This is a genomic window from Acrocarpospora corrugata (assembly GCF_009687845.1).
In the GTDB taxonomy this organism is placed as follows: Bacteria; Actinomycetota; Actinomycetes; order Streptosporangiales; family Streptosporangiaceae; genus Acrocarpospora; species Acrocarpospora corrugata.
In genome coordinates, this window is record NZ_BLAD01000057.1 from 47492 (window position 1) to 64253 (window position 16762).

Genomic DNA, 16762 nt, shown 5'->3' on the forward strand with positions numbered 1-16762 from the left:
CACCGCCCTCAGGAACTCCCCAGGCTTTGCCACGTCGGCCGGGTCAGACCGGAGGTTCGTCCGGGATATCGGCGATGTCGTCCAGGGCGGCGGCGAGCTCGTCGGGGTGGTCGCCGATCCGCTCGGCGATCTCGATGAGCACGTGCAGGACGTCGTGCCGGTCGTGACCCAGGTCGATCAGGCGCTGGGCCGCCTCCCACATCTGCGGCGGATCCCCGTTCCAGAGCCGTCCGGCGATCTCCTGATGCCAGGCCAGATGCTCGGCGAAGTCCGGCCGGTCGAACTCGCCCGCGTGGTCGATCTCCAGCAGGATGCGCCGGTCCGCCTCGTCGGCCGGGTTCAGCGCGTCCAGGTCGATGTCGCCGTGCTTGCCCTGCAGCATCGGGAACACGAACGCCCGCCGGGCCAGCGCGGACAGGTCGCCGTCCGGGAGCAGGCGTTCGACCAGCGACCGGTCCAGCCCGAAGGTGGTCGGGTCGCGGTAGGCCTCGGTGAAACGGCTGGTGGCTTCCCAGACCGCGTCGAGCGTCGCCCGTACCGCGTGCTCGGACAGGCCGATGCGGTAACCGGCGAAGCGCACCCAGGCGGCCAGCACGTGCGGCATCGCGTCCTGCTCGGCGGGGGTCAGCATGACCTTGCGCGGCAGCCAGTCGAGCAGGAAGGTCTCGCACTTGGTCGGGCTCACCCGCCGGGGGCGGCCGAAGTCCTGGTCGCAGCCGTAGTCGATGATGTGGTCGGCGCAGCGGGAGGCCGCCGACGGGTCGGACAGGTTCTCGGCCGCGTCGGAGCCGAGGAACTCGGCCGCCAGCATGGCCCGCCGCTCCCGGTTGTAGGGAGCCTCGCTGTGCGGCGGCGCGGGGCGTTTGCGCCCGGGCGGTAACGCCTTGATCCGGGACCGCGCGAACGCGTGGTAGGCGCTGTAGCTGTCGCTGACCAGCTTGGGGGCTTTCCGGTCGTAGGTCTCCTTGGTCGCCTTCATCGCGAACTCCAGCAGCGCCCGGGCCTGCTGCGGCTCGATCTCCTCGAAGCGCAGCATCGGGTTGCCGGCCGCCTCCAGGCCGGCCTGCTCCAGCAGTTTGTCGACCTGGGTGGAGACCCAGGCGTCCCGGGCCATCCCGCGCATGTTGTAGTCGACGACCATGACCAGCGCGTGGGTGTCCTCGCCGTTGTACGCGAAGGTGCACACCACGGTGTCCTGGTCGCCGTAGATGTCGCGCGACACGAAGCAGCCCGAGGGCTTGACCGCGCCGACCCGCTCGGCCCAGCCCGGCCGGGCCACGTCGGACTCCATCAGGGCGAGCGCCGCGCCCTCGGCCTTGGCCGCCTGCCGGGCGGTGCCCAGATAGGCGACCGAGATCAGCAGGGTGAGCGCGGCCGGGGTGCCGGTCTTGGCGGCGTAGTCGACGAGCCCTTCGCCGAGGATCTGCTCGACGTCCCCGCCGCGCAGCCGCTTCCCCCACCAGGCGCCGAGCATGTCGGACACCATGAGCTCGGCGTCCAGCGGGCTCCTTACGGCGAGCAGTTCGCGCGCCGCCAGCAGCATCTCCTGGAATACGTCGTCGGGCGGGTTCTCACGGGCATCTCGTCGCCGTCTTCGACTCACGGGGGCTCCTCGGTCCGCCCGTCGTTCCCCGCGTCACGACTGCCGTGCCAGTCGGCTCGCTCGCTCCGCACACTCACGCCTCTACCTTCTCGCATTATGGCGGGAAACGGCATCCGGAACGCGGGCTGGTGACTACCCCGTTATCTGCTGCTCGGCGGGGCAGAGTTGATCATCGCGAGGAGGTGCTCGCGAGCGATCCTTTCGATAATAGCTGGTGTCACCGCAACCCCGAGGTGTTCCGCACAAGCCCACACATCTGCGACACATCGCTCCACGGTCGGGCCGGGTACGGCGGCGAATTCGGCCGCGAGCACGGCACTGACCGGCTGGGTGAGCCGAGGGTCCGGCCCGACCGTTATGCCGGATATTCCGGTTTTGTCGGGAATATTGTGATTGTTGGGACTACGTGTGGCGAGAACAGGCATGGACGGATGCACTCCTCGCTGGCTGGGGCTCAATGCCGACAGGCTCTCGATTTCCGAAGATGTCCGAAACTTCGCACGGGCGCTGTCATCAACGATATGGGGGGTCGTGCGTCTCTCATTCCATAACTTTCCGCGCTGGTGTCAAGCCTAATTGTGGTCTGGTTCTGACCGGATTAAGGGTGATCTTTCCCCTCGATCGGCTGTCCTCGCTCCCCGGCGGGCCCCCGCGTGCGAAGCTGGACCCATGCGTATCCAGCTCGCCCAGCAGCCGGACGCCGACGAGCTGCTCGGCCGCAGCCCGCTGGCGTTGCTCCTCGGCATGCTGCTTGACCAGCAGGTTCCGATGGAGTGGGCGTTCGCGGGGCCGTACACGATCGCGGACCGGATGGGCCGGGATCTGGACGCCGCCGCGATCGCTTCCTATGATCCGTCCGAGTTCGAGGCCCTGCTGGCCGCCAAGCCCGCGGTGCATCGCTATCCGCGCGCGATGGCCGGTCGGATCCAACTGCTGGCGGCCTATCTGGTCGAGCACTACGATGGCTCCGCCGACGGGATCTGGACCGATGTCGACGACGGCGCCGAGCTGTTGCGCCGCCTGCTGGCGCTGCCCGGGTTCGGCAAACAGAAGGCACAGATCTTCCTGGCTTTACTGGGCAAGCAGCTCGGGGTCCGTCCCCGGGGCTGGCGCGAGGCGGCCGGGCCGTACGGCGAGGAGGGGGTGCACCGGTCGGTGGCCGACGTGGTCGACCCCGACAGCCTGGCGAAAGTGCGCGAGACGAAGCAGGAAGCGAAGAGGGCCGGCAAGTAGTCGTCCTCAGATCTTGCTGCGCGAGGTGGCGCTTTTTTGACAGGATGCGTTGACCGCATGCCGGGCGGGGCTTCCGTCCGCGCATGCCCATCGCCGATGATGTAGGGCAGACCTGCGCTACTCAACACAGTTATGGAGATGTGCCTCGTGGGAGACCCTGGCACGCGACGGAGGTGCCGACCATGAGCGCCGAAACCTCCGTGCCCCGTCCCCGGGAGTCGGGTTTGGACATCTCAGACACGGGCCTCTTTCGGGGCCTTATGTCGGAGGCGCCGTTCGCCTTCGCGTTTTTCGACCCGTCTGGTCGGTTCGTCCGTGTCAACTCAACCTTTACCGAGCTGACCGGGCTCGCTGTCGAGCGGCATCTTGATCGCCACCCCGCCGATCTGCTCTCCGCGGATCTGACCACGTTGATCGACTCCGCGCTGCGCAGGATCGCGGACGAGGGCCTTCCGGTCACCGACCAGAGGCTCAGGACCCGCGCGGAGAACGGCGACACCCGGCACTGGACGGTCGCCTTCTTCCCCATGCACGACGAGGAGGGCGCCTCGATCGGCGCCGCCCTGTTCGGCGTGGACGTGACCGAGCGCCAGCTCACCGAGGAGGACCTGCGCCGCAGCGAGGAGCGTTACCGCTCGCTGGTGGAGTCCCAGCAGCAGCTGGTCTGGATCACCTCGCCCAGCGGCGCCGTGATCGAGGACGCGCCGCAGTGGCGCGCCATCACCGGCCAGGGCCTGGAGGAGTACCTCGCGCACGGCTGGCTGGACGCGGTCCACCCGGACGACCGGCCCGCCGCCGAGGAGGCCTGGCGGGAGGCGCTGCGCGGCCGGACCATGTTCGAGTGGAGCTACCGGGTCCGCACCCGGGCCAGCGGTTACCGGCACTTCGAGGTCAGGGCCGTCCCGATCATCCGGCACGGCCGGGTGGTGGAGTGGGTCGGCGCCAACTCCGACGTCACGCCGCAGCGCGAGGCCGAAGAGATGCGCGGCCGCCTCACCGACCAGCTCGGCGCCGCCGCGCTGCGCACCGCCCGCCTCCAGGGCGCCACGGCCATGCTGGCCGAGGCGCTCACCGTGGAGCAGGTCGTCCAGGTCATCATCGACGTGGGCCGGACGGCACTGGCCGCCGACCACTCGGCGGTGGCCCTGCTGGACCAGGAACGCGCCAGCCTCAAGGTGATCAACAGCGGTGGCATCCCGGACGTGCCGAGCGCGCCAGGCGAGGACATCCTGCTGTCCAGGTCCAGCGTGATGACCATGGCCGTGAACAGCCGCCGCCCGGTCTTCGCCGAGTCGCCGGACAGCCTGCGCACCCAGCTCACCGACGCGGGCGGCGAGCTGGCCCAGATCAACGGCTTCCTGTCGCACACCGAGGAGCGGGCCTGGGTGGGCCTGCCCCTGCTGGCGGCTGGCCGCGCCTTGGGAGCGCTCCGGTTCTCCTTCACCCGGCCGCAGAAGATCTCCCAGGAGGACGGCGTCTTCCTGGAGGCGCTGGCCGGGCAGTGCGCCCTGGCCGTGGAGCGGGCCACCCTGTTCGAGCGCGAGCACAAGACCGCCGAGACGCTCCAGCGCAGCCTGCTGCCCGACCGGCTGCCGGTGGTCCGCGGCCTGGTGCTGGCCCAGCGGTTCCGGTCCGGCTCCCGGCACGTGCAGGTCGGCGGCGACTGGTACGACGCGTTCGTCCTGCAGGACGGGCGGGTCGCGGCCGTGGTCGGCGACGTGATGGGCAAGGGCGTCAAGGCGGCGGCCGGGATGGGCCGGATCCGCAACGCCATGCGCGCCCTGGCACTCACCAATCCGCCGCCCGCGGCGGTCCTCACCGGCCTGGACCGGGTGTTCGAGGCCACCGAGGAGGAAGAGCAGGTCACCACCCTGGCCTACATGGTGGTCGAGCCCGGCACCGGAGAGGGCACGCTGGCGCTGGCCGGTCACCCGCCGCCCCTGCTGGTCTCGCCGCAGGGCACGGCGATCCTGTACGAGACCGAGCCCGGCACGCCGCTGGGCTGGGCGACCAGCCGCAAGCAGTTCCGCTTCGCGGTGCCGCCAGGGCACACGGCGGTGCTCTATTCCGACGGTCTGGTGGAGAACCGCAAGCGCGGTCTCGATGCCGGACTCAGGGAACTTGTGAGCGTGGTGGCCGAAGCGCCAGAAGAAGTTGTGACAAGTCCGCATATGTTGCTGGATTTCCTGGTGGACAGGATGTTGTCCGGGTATGAGCAGGATGACGACGTGACCGTGCTCGCAGTTCACGTTCCCGCCACCACGAAGAGTGACTGAATGAAACAGTCATAACGGTTGCTTTCGGGTATCGGTGACCGACTTCCGTACGCACTACTGTCTCGGTCGGCCTAGGGTGGAGAGCAACCGGCCGGAGGTGGCCGTACGGGCTGTCGTGGCGTGCCAGAATGGCATGTCGCGGTCCGCGCGGCCTCGCCATCGGAAAAGAAGCAACCACCTGGGTCCATTCTCGCCATGCGTTCGTTCGAGAGGTGTTCGTGTCGCCTGCAAGTTCGACTCGCTCGAAGCCGTCGGAGCTGAACGAGCCAGTGATTCAGCAGCTCCTCGAGCGTGGGCGCTCGCAGGGTTTCCTCGAATCTGAGGATGTCCGCCGGGCCGTCGAGGAAGCGGATATTCCACTTCCGCAAGTCGCCGGAATCCTGCGTAGCCTCAGCAAAGAGGGCATCATCGTGAGGCTCACGGCTGAGGACTCCGCAGCGCCCAAGAAGGCCAAGGGCCCGGCGAAGAGCCGCGCCAAGGCCGCGCCCGTAAAGAAGACCACCACCAAGGCCGCCGCGGCCAAGGAGTCACACCCGGAGACCGTCACCGCTGTGGTGAACGATCCGGTGTCCGACGCTCCGACCGCGGCGAAGAAGCCGGTGAGCAAGAAGGCCGCTCCCGCCAAGAAGGCGGTCCCGGCCAAGCCGAAGGCCGAGCCCGCCGCCTCGTCGGCGGCCGCGGCTCCGGCGGGCGCCAAGTCCGAGACCAAGCCGAAGTCGGCCGACCTGGCCGACGACGAAGACGACATCGAGATCGAGGATGTCGAGATCGAGGACCTCGACCTCGAGATCGAGGATGTCGAGATCGAGGTCGAGGCGGAGCCGGACGCCGAGGTCGAGGAGGAGCCGAAGCCGGAGGTCGTCGCCAAGGTCGAGGAAGAAGTTCTGATCCTCACCGACGACGATGACGACGCGCCCGTGGCCCAGGTGGCCGCGGCCGGCGCCACCGCCGACCCGGTCAAGGACTACCTCAAGCAGATCGGCAAGGTCCCGCTGCTCAACGCCGAGCAGGAGGTCGAGCTCGCCAAGCGCATCGAGGCCGGCCTGTTCGCCGAGGAGCAGCTCGGCACCGACGGCGAGCAGCTGCCGGTGGACGTCCGCGCCGAGCTGGAGTGGATCGCCGAGGACGGCCGCCGTGCCAAGAACCACCTGCTGGAGGCCAACCTCCGCCTGGTGGTCTCGCTGGCCAAGCGCTACACCGGGCGCGGCATGCTGTTCCTGGACCTGATCCAGGAGGGCAACCTCGGCCTGATCCGCGCCGTGGAGAAGTTCGACTACACCAAGGGCTACAAGTTCTCGACGTATGCCACCTGGTGGATTCGGCAGGCGATCACGAGGGCCATGGCAGACCAGGCGCGGACCATCCGCATCCCGGTGCACATGGTCGAAGTGATCAACAAGCTGGCCCGCGTCCAGCGGCAGATGCTGCAGGACCTGGGCCGCGAGCCCACGCCGGAGGAGCTGGCCCGCGAACTGGACATGACCCCCGAGAAGGTCATCGAGGTCCAGAAGTACGGTCGCGAGCCGATCTCCCTGCACACCCCCCTCGGTGAGGAGGGCGACAGTGAGTTCGGCGACCTGATCGAGGACTCCGAGGCCATCGTCCCGGCCGACGCCGTCAGCTTCACGCTGCTCCAGGAGCAGCTGCACAGCGTTCTGGACACCTTGTCCGAGCGCGAAGCCGGTGTCGTGTCGATGCGGTTCGGTCTCACCGACGGCCAGCCGAAGACGCTGGACGAGATCGGCAAGGTCTACGGCGTGACCCGGGAGCGGATCCGCCAGATCGAGTCCAAGACCATGTCGAAGCTCCGGCACCCGTCGCGTTCCCAGGTGCTGCGGGATTACCTGGACTAAAACCGGAATTTCTGCGCGAAACAATTAGCGGCCTCACTTTTGGATTTTGCGAAAGTGGGGCCGTTAACTTGTGCGTAACATGGTTTTAGCGCCAGTAGCACGGGAGGGGCCTAGGCTCCGCCCCGTGGGAGTTATCGAAGTGGATCGGGCACGTGCTCGGGGGCCACGAGTGATCCCGGACCGCCCTTGGGCGGACATCATGCTCGATGAGACGGTGACCGCCGTCCATCGTAGAAATCTCGAAGCTGGCTTGCCCGCGCTCGCCGCGTCCCGGGCCGATCCCGAAGTGCGGGCGCTCCGGGTGGAGGCGCTCTCCCGCGCGGCCGTGGGAATGAGCCGGGGCATCGAGAGCCTCATCGTCAGAGACCAGACCAATGCCGATCTGTGGTTGTGGCTGGGGCGGACCAGAATAGAGGAGGCCTGGGAGATAAAACCGGAGGTCAAGGCGAGAGCCGTACAGGCGCATCGGCTTGAGGCTTTTCATGCGGCGATGGAGTTGGCCAGGCAGCCGCTGCTGACGGCGGCGGGGCTGGCGCCGAACGACCCGGTGCCGTGGGAGTCGATGTTGTGGCTGGCGCTGGGGCTTGAGCGGCCCAGGGCCGACAAGGATTCGGTGTGGTTCGAGTGTTCGCGGCGGTGGCCGACGCTGTATTCGGCGAATGTGGCCAGGCTGGTGACGCTTTCGCCGGGCTGGGGCGGCACCGCGCACGAGATGTTCGAATTCGCCAGGACTACTGCGAACAGGGCGCCGGAGGGCAGTCCGCTACCGGCGCTGGTGCCGCTGGCGCATTTCGAGAATGTGGTGGCGGAGCGCACGCCGATGTCGCGCGGTGGCTGGTTTCCCTTCGAGGTGCAGCGGGAGATCGTTTCGGTGGCCGGGCAGTGGTCGGAGCGCCGGATCGGGCCGCCGCATCCGCGTTCGATCGAGGCGCACAACGCGTTCGGCGCGGCTTTCTACCTCGCCGATCTCCGCCGGCCCGCGCGGGGTCACCTGCTGCGGACCAGCGGGCGGTACAGCCGGGTGCCCTGGTCGCATCTGGGGGATCCGGAAAGCCAGTTTCAGCGGGCCTGCGGCAAACTGAATGTGATCACGCACTGATGATGACGTCGAGACGTCCCGGGTGGAGTTCGGCGGTGTAGCCGAGTCTGGTCAGGATGTGGGCGAATTGCTCCGGCGTGGCCGGAGCTTTGGTGTTCTCGACCAGCGACCGCGCGACCGCACCGCGCGTCGCTTTCGCCATGTGGCTGACCACGGTTCTTTTCCCCGCCAATTCCTGCAGCACCCGCACCGCGACCACGCGCGCCTGCGCCTCCCGCCGCGGTTTCCAGGCCGCCCCGTACGTCGCCGAGCGCAGGTCCACCACCAGACCCGGCTCGGCGTCCAGGATCGGGCCCAGCGCCGGCCGCCAGAACGCGGCGAGCCCGCCCATCGGCGGCAGCCTGACCCCCATCGACAGCCGGTACGGCGGAACCCGATCGGTCAGCCGGAGCGCCCCCCACAGCCCGGACATGACGACGACGCGCTGATGGGCCCTGCGCCGGGCCGCGGGCGCCAGGGTGGTCAGGCCGAGATGGTCGTAGAGCACCCCGGAGTAGAGCTTCGCCGCCGTCAGCGTGGGCGCCGTCCGCAGCCCCCGGTTCTTCGTGATCTCCCCGGCCAGCCCGTCGGTCAGCTCCAGGACCTGCCGCGCCGCCGGGGTGTGACACAGCTCCACCAGCGCGTCGAGCACCTTCTCCCGATGGCAGGTCAGCTCGGGGAAGCTGAGACCGGCCAGGTCGAGCGCGGCGCCGCGCCTGGCCGTGGACTTGCCTTCTGAGGGCGGCAGCAGGATCAGCACGCGCTCACCCTACCGCCCGCGAACCCGCAGGCCGGAGGGGCTATTGTCCCGGAATGCGAGACTTTGAAACCTCCGGCGGGGAAAGCTCTCCCCAGGATTTCGACCACCTGATCCATCAGGCCTGGCCCGCGCCCGAGCAGGTCCGGGCCGGGTCCTGGATCTTCCGCTACGCCGCCGGAGTGACAAAACGGGCCAATTCCGTGCTTCCGCTCAGCGGCACCGGCTCCTGGGACCGCGTGGACGCGGCTGAGCGCTTCTATCGCGAGCGCGGACGCCCGTGCGTGTTCTCGATAGGCCCGGGAGCGGAGCAGGGCCTGGACGCCGAACTGGAGCGCCGCGGCTACCGCGTCGTCGACCCGACTTTCATCATGACGGGGGAGACCGCCCCGGCCGCCCCGATACAGATCGCTTCGCGGCCCTCGCCGGACTGGCTGACCACCTGGTGGGAGGTCGACGGCGGGCGGCACCCCGGTATCCCCGACGCCCGGGACTGGGCCGAGCGCATCCTGACCGGCGTCCCGGCGGGCTACGCCGCCGCCGGGCCGGACGCCGTCGGGCGAGGCGTCCGGCAGGGCGACTGGCTGGGGATCTACTGCATGGCAGTACGGCCGCCCGCGCGCCGTAAAGGCAACGGAACGACCGTACTGAACGGGTTACTGGGATGGGGCCACGAGCACGGCGCGCGGCGGGCCTATCTGGTCGTCACCCAGGCCAACGCCGCGGCGCGGGCCATGTATGAACGATCCGGATTCGTGATCTCAGGCCGGTACCACTACCGAGTGAACCCCTGAAGATATGGGCAACGGCGCGAACGGGTGTGAACCCGGTCGCGCCGTTGCGTATGATCAACGTTCGTCGGCCATCGCCGTCGCAGGGGTTTCAGAGAGTCGAGCTGACTCGTCCTGGATCTCGGCACCTTTGTCGCGCAGAACGGCCACGTGCTGACGCCCATGGTGGGCACAGAACAGAAGTTCCGCACCTACCTGCAGCGTCGCTCGAATATAGGCCTGAGCGCCACACCGGTCACACCGGTCCAGAGCGGTCAGCGGCTTAGCGGGGGCGAGAGCTCCAGTCACGTATCGCCTTTCGGGTCACCCCGCCTGAGCGGGGATGTTGGCGTCACAGTCACTTGGGACAACATCTAACCCGATGAGGGCGTTCCCAATCACCCCCTGGCTACGCCGAGAGCGGAATGTTCCGAAAAGTGACGCGGATCACACGCCAGGTAACGTGGATCGCCGCATCCCTGGCAAGCTATGTAGTCGGGGTTTCGCGACGCACGCTAAGCTGCGTACGCGTGTTCGACTCGTGAGTGTGGGAGCTGGTGTGACGGTAGCGGAGACGGGTTACACGGCTCGTCACCTTTCGGTGCTGGAAGGGCTTGAGGCCGTCCGCAAGCGTCCTGGCATGTACATCGGGTCCACCGACAGCCGGGGGCTGATGCACTGCCTCTGGGAGATCGTGGACAACGGGGTCGACGAGGCCCTGGCCGGCTACTGCGATCGCATCGAGGTCGAGCTCTACGCGGACGGCTCCATCGAGGTCCGCGACAACGGCCGCGGCATCCCCGTGGACGTCGAGCCCAAGAGCGGGCTCCCCGGAGTCGAACTCGTCTACACCAAGCTGCACGCCGGCGGGAAGTTCGGCGGCGGGTCCTACGGCGCGTCCGGTGGCCTGCACGGAGTCGGCGCCTCGGTGGTGAACGCGCTCTCCTCGCGGCTGGACGTCGAGGTCGACCGGGACGGGCGGGTGCACGAGATCAGCTTCCGCCGGGGCGTGCCCGGCGTGTTCGAGGGCGACGGGCCGACCGCCAAATTCCGGAAGAAGTCGGGCCTGCGTGACGGCGGGCGGCTGACCAAGAAGATCACCGGGACCCGGGTGCGCTGGTGGGTGGACCACCAGATCTTCCTGCCCGAGGCCGAGGTGTCGCTGGACGAGATCCACGTCCGGCTCCGGCAGACCGCCTTCCTGGTGCCGGGGCTGACGTTGATGGTGCGCGACAGCCGTACCGAGGAGGTGACCGAGGAGACCTTCCACTTCGACGGCGGGATCTCCGAGTTCACCGAGTTCCTGGCCAGGGACGAGGCGCTCTGCGAGGTGTTACGGCTGCAGGGCGTCGGGCACTTCAGAGAGACCGTGCCGGTCCTGGACGAGCAGGGCCACATGACCCCGACCGACGTCGAGCGTGAGCTGACCGTGGACGTCGCGGTGCGCTGGGGCAAGGGCTATGACACGACCGTGCGGTCGTTCGTGAACGTGATCGCCACCCCCAAGGGCGGCACCCATGTGGCCGGGTTCGACCGGGCCCTGGCACGCACGGTGAACGAGCAGCTCAGGGAGACGCGGCTGCTCAAGAACGGGGACGACCCGGTCACCAAGGAGGACATCCTCGAAGGCCTGACGGCCGTGGTGACCGTGCGGGTGCCCGAGCCGCAGTTCGAGGGCCAGACCAAGGAGGTGCTCGGCACCTCGGCGGCCACCAGGATCGTGGCGCACGTGGTCTCCCGGGAGTTGAAGGAGCTGTTCGCCAGCCCGAAGCGGGCCCAGAAGCTGGCCGTGCGTTCGGTGCTGGAGAAGATCGTCGCGGCGGCCAAGGCGCGCATCGCGGCCCGCGAGCACCGGGACAACCAGCGGCGCAAGAGCGTGCTGGAGAACTCCGCGCTGCCGGCCAAGCTGGTCGACTGCCGCAGCGACGACGTGGACCGCAGCGAGCTGTTCATCGTCGAGGGAGACTCCGCGCTGGGCACGGCCAAGCTGGCCCGGGATTCGGAGTTCCAGGCGCTGCTGCCGATCCGCGGCAAGATCCTGAACGTGCAGAAGGCGTCGGTGAGCGACATGCTCAAGAACGCCGAATGCGCCGCGATCATCCAGGTCGTCGGCGCGGGCTCCGGCCGCTCCTTCGACCTGGAGGCCGCGCGGTACGGCAAGATCATCCTGATGGCCGACGCCGACGTCGACGGCGCGCACATCCGGTGCCTGCTGCTGACCCTGTTCCACCGCTACATGCGGCCGATGGTCGAGGCCGGGCGGGTCTTCGCGGCCGTGCCTCCGCTGCACCGGGTCGAGCTCACCAATCCCGGCCGCGGCCAGGAGAAGTATGTCTACTGCTACTCCGACGCCGAGCTGCACAAGGTGCTCGAAGGGCTGCGCAAGAAGGGCAAGCGCTGGAAGGAGCCCCCGCAGCGCTACAAGGGCCTGGGCGAGATGGACGCCGACCAGCTGGCCGAGACGACCATGGATCCGCGCCACCGGGTGCTACGCCGGGTCAGGATCGAGGACGTCGAGGCCGGGGAGCGCATCTTCGACCTGCTGATGGGCAGCGACGTCGCCCCCCGCCGCGAGTTCATCGTGAGCAGCGCGGCCGAGGTCGACCGCGACCACATCGACGCCTAGGGCAGCTGGATCGCCCGCAGTTTGCCGGTGTGCACGTCGTAGATCGCGCCGCCGATGGCCAGCTCCTCGATGAGGAACGGGCTGGCCTTGATCCGCATCAGGTCGTGCCGGAGCGCCGCGTCCTGATCCGGCACGGTCCGGAACTCCAGGCTGCGGGTGTCCACGTCGTGGGCGCGGGCCAGCGCGTGCACGTCCTCGTCGGTGACCTTCGCCATGCCGCAGTCGGTGTGCGGCATGACCAGCACCCGGGTGACGCCGAGCAGGAATACGGCCAGCACCAGCGTGCGCAGCACGTCGTCGGTCACCCGGGCGCCCGCGTTGCGCAGGATCTTGGCGTCGCCGGGTTCCAGCCCGAGCAGACCGAGCGGGTCGATTCTCGAATCCATGCAGGTCACGACGGCCAGGCCGCGGGCGGCCCGGCCGGTCAGCGCGGATCCGGTGAAGGTGCTCGCGAACTCGGCGTTGGCGGCTAGCAGGTCATCGAAGGCTCCGGTCATGACTCCGATATTCCCTTACGGCCATTTCATTAGCTTTTCCGGGGTCTACCAATACTCCGAAGATCGCACGATCACCGGTTACCTTGGGTGATGATGTCGTGACCCAAAGTGCAAGATCGGTGACTGTCCGCCACGACGGCGGCGTCGCCGAGTCCCGAGGAGACATCATGACCACCACCGAGACGCTGGCCGACCACCTCCGCGCGCAGGCCCGCCGCCGCCTCGACCGCGTCGAACCCCGCGACGAAGGCCGCAACGCCCGGCTGGCCCTCGCCCTCCTTGACGCCGCCTGTTACGTGGAGACCCTGCCGGCCGGTGATCCGCTGCCCGACCTTCCGGAGATCGAGGACGTGGTCCGGCACTGGCCCTGGGGCGAGCCTTCCGATCTGCTGCGGTTGCTGAAGGCCTAGGAGGGCTCGTTCCCGGGCTTCCACTTGATCCCGCAGCCCAGACTCGGGCTCTGGTCGGTGAGGGTCTCACCGGCCAGCAGGGCGTCTGTGGCGGCCCGCAGGGAGGCTCCGGTGACCGCCTCCTCGTTGCGGGGGCGGGCGCCGTCGAACTCGCCCCGGTAGGCGAGGCGGTGGTCGGCGTCGTAGAGGAAGAAATCGGGGGTGCAGGCGGCCCGGTAGGCGTGCGCCACGTCCTGGGTCTCGTCGATCAGGTACGGGAAGCCGAACCCCGCGCGGGCGGCCTGCTCGGCCAGGTGCGCCGTGTCGTCGTCGGGGTAGTTGACGACGTCGTTGCTGGAGATCGCGACCGTGGCCACCCGGCCGGCGTAGTCGGCGGCGTACCGCCCGAGGCCGTTCTCGATGCGGCGCACGTACGGGCAGTGGTTGGACAGGAAGACCACCAGGACGGGGGTGCCCTTCAGGCCGGCGAGGGCGACGCGGTCGCCGGTGATCGTGGGGAGGTCGAAATCGGGTGCGGCGGAGCCGAGCGGCACCATGAACGAATTGACAGCCACGTTTTCCCTATCTGTTTTAAAGGGATCTGCTCGGGAAGAGAGGCGCTCCCCGTTCCGACTATTCAATACCGGCGCACCCTGGCGGTCGTCAACGACACCGGTATACGCTCTTCGATGGTTACGCATTGAGGAGGAATTCATGGCAATCGGCACTCTCAGCGAAATCGTCTTCGACTGCCCGGACCCCGGCGAGCTGGCGGCCTTCTACGCGGCGATCCTCGGGTGGGAGGCCAAGCGCACCGCCCCCGACTGGGCGACGGTTACCGGCGACGGGCCGTTCAAGCTGGCCTTCCAGCTCGCGCCCGACCACAAGCCCCCGGTCTGGCCGGACGCCGACCACCCGCAGCAGCTCCACCTCGACATCCGCGTCGAGAACCTGGAGAAGGGCACGGCGGAAGTGCTCGCCCTCGGCGCGGTGAAACACGACCATCAGCCGGGCGACGAGGACGGCTTCGTCGTTTTCCTGGACCCGGCCGGCCACCCGTTCTGCCTGGTCGACTAGGAACAGAAAAGTGGACCACCCCGCGTCGGGGTGGTCCACTTTCGTCTTCTCTCAGAACAGCGGCGCTTCCTCGGCCGCTTCGGTTCCCGGGCCGGTGAGGGCCCCGCCGATGGCGGCCACGGTGTGCGTGAGCCGTACCCCGGAGCCGTCCCTGCGGCCGAGGTCCTCGGGCAGCGGGACCGGCTTGCCGACGGCGGAGACTGCCTTCGCGGGGGCGGGCCCCGCCCAGGCCAGGAGCAGGGTGTCCTCGCCCTTCAGGAAGCGCTGGGCGCGGACGCCGCCGGTGGCGCGGCCCTTCGCCGGGAACTCCGTGTAGTCGGAGACCTTGCCGCCGCCGACCTGGGTGCCGGGCAGCGCCGTGGAGGAACCGGCGATCGTGATCACCCGGGACTCGCGGGCGGGGTCGACGGAGCCGAACCAGATCGCCCGCGCCCCCGGCTCCAGCCGGATGCCGGCCATGCCGCCGGCCGGGCGGCCCTGCGGCCGCACGTTCGAGGCCGGATAGCGCAGCATCTGCGCGTCGGAGGAGATGAACACCAGGTCGTGCTCCTCGGAGATCAGCTCGACCGCGCCGATCACGGTGTCGCCGTCGCGGAGGCCGATGACCTCGAACTCGTCGCGGTTGGCCGGATACTCGGGCACCACCCGCTTCACCACGCCCTGCGCGGTGCCCAGCGCCAGGCCGGGGCTGACAGGATCGAGGGAACCCAGGCCGACCACGACCTCGTCCGGGTTCAGCGCCACGTACTCGGCGACGGGATGGCCGCCCGCCAGGGACGGCGGGTTGGCCGAGGGCGGCAGCGCGGGCAGGTCCACCACCGAGACCCGGATCATCCGGCCCTGCGAGGTGACCACGCCGATCTCGCCCCGGACCGTCGAGCGCACCACCGATACCAGCACGTCGTGCACGGTGCGCTCACCGTCGCCCGCCAGCTCGGCCGCGTCGCCGGTCCTGGCCAGCAGCCCGGTGGAGGACATCAGCACCAGGCACGGGTCGTCGGCGACCTCCAGCGGCACCGCCGCCGTCCTGGACACCCCGGAGGACTCCAGCAGCACGGTACGCCGCGGCGTGCCATAGGTCTTGGCCACCTCCGCCAGCTCGTCCGAGACGACCTTGTTCAGCCGGTCCTCCGAGGACAGGATCGCGGTCAGCTCGGCGATCTCCCGGGTCAGCGTCTCCTTCTCCTTGTCCAGCTCCAGCTTGTCGAAGCGGGTCAGCCGGCGCAGCGGCGTGTCCAGGATGTAGTTGGCCTGGATCTCGCTCAGCTCGAAGATCTCCATCAGCCGGGCGCGGGCGGCGCCCGAGTCGTCGGAGGCGCGGATGACCTGGATGACCTCGTCGATGTTGAGCAGCGCGACGATCAGGCCGTCCACCAGGTGCAGGCGCTCCTGCCGCTTGCGCCGCCGGAACTGCGAACGCCGCCGGACCACGTCGAGCCGGTGGTCCACGTACACCCGGAGCAGTTCGCGCAGGCCGAGCGTGCGCGGCTGGCCGTCGACCAGGGCCACGTTGTTGATGCCGAAGGTCTCCTCCATCGGCGTCAGCCGGTAGAGCTCCTCCAGCACGGCCTCGGGGATGAAGCCGTTCTTGATCTCGATGACCAGCCGCAGGCCCTTGTGCCGGTCGGTGAGGTCCTTCAGGTCGGCGATCCCGGACAGCTTCTTGGCGTTCACCAGTTCCTTGATCTTGGTGATCACCCGCTCCGGGCCCACGTTGTACGGCAGTTCGGTGACGATCAGCCCCTTGCGCCGCGGCGTCACGTTGTCGACCGTGGCCTTGGCCCGCATCCGGAACGTGCCACGGCCGGTCTCGTACGCGTCCCTGATCCCCGCCAGGCCGATGACCAGACCGCCGGTCGGCAGGTCGGGACCGGGCACGAAGCGCATCAGGTCTTCCAGCGTCGCGTCCGGCTTCTTGATCAGGTGCCGGGCGGCGGCGATGACCTCGCCGAGGTTGTGCGGGGCCATATTGGTGGCCATCCCGACCGCGATCCCGGTCGAGCCGTTCACCAGCAGGTTCGGGAAGGCCGACGGCAGGACCGTGGGCTCGGTCTCCTGCCCGTCGTAGTTGGGTTTGAAGTCGACGGTGTCCTCGTCGATGGACTGCACCATGAGCATGGCGGCGGCCGACAGCCGCGCCTCGGTGTAGCGCATCGCGGCCGGCAGGTCGTCGGGCGAGCCGAAGTTGCCGTGGCCGTCCACCAGCGGCAGCCGCATCGAGAACGGCTGCGCCATCCGGACCAGCGCGTCGTAGATGGCGCTGTCCCCGTGCGGGTGCAGCTTGCCCATCACGTCGCCGACGACGCGGGAGGACTTCACGTGCCCCCGGTCGGGCCGCAGCCCCATCTCGTTCATCGAGTAGAGGATGCGCCGCTGCACGGGCTTGAGACCGTCCCGGGCATCTGGGAGCGCGCGCTGGTAGATCACCGAGTACGCGTACTCCAGAAAGCTGGTGCGCATCTCAGCGGAGACGTCGATGTCGACGATCCGCTCCTCGAAATCCTCGGGTGGGGGGCTGGTGGTTCGTCGGGCCATGTCGAACATTTTGCCGGTCATCTCCGCATGCCGCGACTCAGACGCGCATCCGCCCCTCAGCGGAGGCC

14 protein-coding genes are annotated in these 16762 nt (G+C 68.8%); 8 read left to right on the plus strand and 6 right to left on the minus strand.

Features of this window, described 5'->3' with window-relative positions; translation table 11 throughout:
- Nucleotides 1-43: 43 nt before the first annotated feature.
- The gene (locus Acor_RS21620; protein ID WP_155338588.1) at nucleotides 44-1543 is read right to left on the minus strand and encodes a hypothetical protein; all 1500 of its coding nucleotides are present in this window, start codon (nucleotides 1541-1543) and stop codon (nucleotides 44-46) included.
- 729 nt (nucleotides 1544-2272) lie between these two features.
- On the opposite strand from Acor_RS21620, the gene Acor_RS21625 reads away from it, so the two are divergent.
- The 4 genes from Acor_RS21625 to Acor_RS21640 all read left to right on the plus strand — a co-directional run bounded on the left by Acor_RS21625 (nucleotide 2273) and on the right by Acor_RS21640 (nucleotide 8064).
- Entirely contained in the window at nucleotides 2273-2836 is a 564-nt protein-coding gene (locus tag Acor_RS21625; protein ID WP_155338527.1) for an HhH-GPD-type base excision DNA repair protein, read from the plus strand.
- A gap of 182 nt (nucleotides 2837-3018) precedes the next feature.
- Entirely contained in the window at nucleotides 3019-5112 is a 2094-nt protein-coding gene (locus Acor_RS21630; RefSeq protein ID WP_155338528.1) for a SpoIIE family protein phosphatase, read from the plus strand.
- Between the two features lie 218 nt (nucleotides 5113-5330).
- Complete coding sequence (locus Acor_RS21635; RefSeq protein ID WP_246238918.1) at nucleotides 5331-6965, plus strand: RNA polymerase sigma factor; 1635 nt, start codon at nucleotides 5331-5333, stop codon at nucleotides 6963-6965.
- A 199-nt stretch (nucleotides 6966-7164) separates the two neighbouring features.
- Nucleotides 7165-8064, plus strand: coding sequence for a hypothetical protein (locus Acor_RS21640; protein ID WP_246238919.1), 900 nt, complete (start codon nucleotides 7165-7167; stop codon nucleotides 8062-8064).
- Here the strand turns inward: Acor_RS21640 and Acor_RS21645 are convergent.
- Complete coding sequence (locus Acor_RS21645) at nucleotides 8054-8803, minus strand: YaaA family protein (protein ID WP_155338531.1); 750 nt, start codon at nucleotides 8801-8803, stop codon at nucleotides 8054-8056. The two genes, Acor_RS21640 and Acor_RS21645, sit on opposite strands and share 11 nt — an antisense overlap.
- A gap of 53 nt (nucleotides 8804-8856) precedes the next feature.
- Between Acor_RS21645 and Acor_RS21650 the strand changes: the two genes are divergently transcribed.
- On the plus strand, nucleotides 8857-9594 hold the full coding sequence (locus Acor_RS21650) for a GNAT family N-acetyltransferase (protein WP_155338532.1): 738 nt from the start codon (nucleotides 8857-8859) through the stop codon (nucleotides 9592-9594).
- A gap of 54 nt (nucleotides 9595-9648) precedes the next feature.
- Here the strand turns inward: Acor_RS21650 and Acor_RS44550 are convergent, their stop codons facing one another.
- Nucleotides 9649-9879, minus strand: coding sequence for a DUF7455 domain-containing protein (locus tag Acor_RS44550; RefSeq protein ID WP_155338533.1), 231 nt, complete (start codon nucleotides 9877-9879; stop codon nucleotides 9649-9651).
- A 250-nt stretch (nucleotides 9880-10129) separates the two neighbouring features.
- Here Acor_RS44550 and Acor_RS21660 point away from each other — a divergent pair, with 250 nt between their 5' ends.
- Complete coding sequence (locus Acor_RS21660; protein ID WP_218034407.1) at nucleotides 10130-12196, plus strand: DNA gyrase/topoisomerase IV subunit B; 2067 nt, start codon at nucleotides 10130-10132, stop codon at nucleotides 12194-12196.
- On the opposite strand, the gene Acor_RS21665 is transcribed toward Acor_RS21660, so the two are convergent.
- Nucleotides 12193-12693, minus strand: a complete 501-nt coding sequence (locus Acor_RS21665; RefSeq protein ID WP_155338535.1) for a beta-class carbonic anhydrase — start codon at nucleotides 12691-12693, stop codon at nucleotides 12193-12195. The two genes, Acor_RS21660 and Acor_RS21665, sit on opposite strands and share 4 nt — an antisense overlap.
- A 167-nt stretch (nucleotides 12694-12860) precedes the next feature.
- Between Acor_RS21665 and Acor_RS21670 the strand changes: the two genes are divergently transcribed.
- Entirely contained in the window at nucleotides 12861-13103 is a 243-nt protein-coding gene (locus Acor_RS21670; RefSeq protein WP_155338536.1) for a hypothetical protein, read from the plus strand.
- Here Acor_RS21670 and Acor_RS21675 read toward each other — a convergent pair.
- The gene (locus tag Acor_RS21675) at nucleotides 13100-13657 is read right to left on the minus strand and encodes a thioredoxin family protein (protein ID WP_155338537.1); all 558 of its coding nucleotides are present in this window, start codon (nucleotides 13655-13657) and stop codon (nucleotides 13100-13102) included. The two genes, Acor_RS21670 and Acor_RS21675, sit on opposite strands and share 4 nt — an antisense overlap.
- 139 nt (nucleotides 13658-13796) lie before the next feature.
- Here Acor_RS21675 and Acor_RS21680 point away from each other — a divergent pair, with 139 nt between their 5' ends.
- A complete protein-coding gene (locus tag Acor_RS21680; RefSeq protein WP_155338538.1) occupies nucleotides 13797-14159 on the plus strand; it encodes a VOC family protein in 363 nt (120 codons plus the stop codon).
- 51 nt (nucleotides 14160-14210) lie between these two features.
- On the opposite strand, the gene Acor_RS21685 is transcribed toward Acor_RS21680, so the two are convergent.
- Nucleotides 14211-16703: a DNA gyrase/topoisomerase IV subunit A gene (locus Acor_RS21685; protein ID WP_218034409.1), complete on the minus strand. Its 2493-nt coding sequence runs from the start codon at nucleotides 16701-16703 to the stop codon at nucleotides 14211-14213.
- Nucleotides 16704-16762 lie beyond the last annotated feature (59 nt).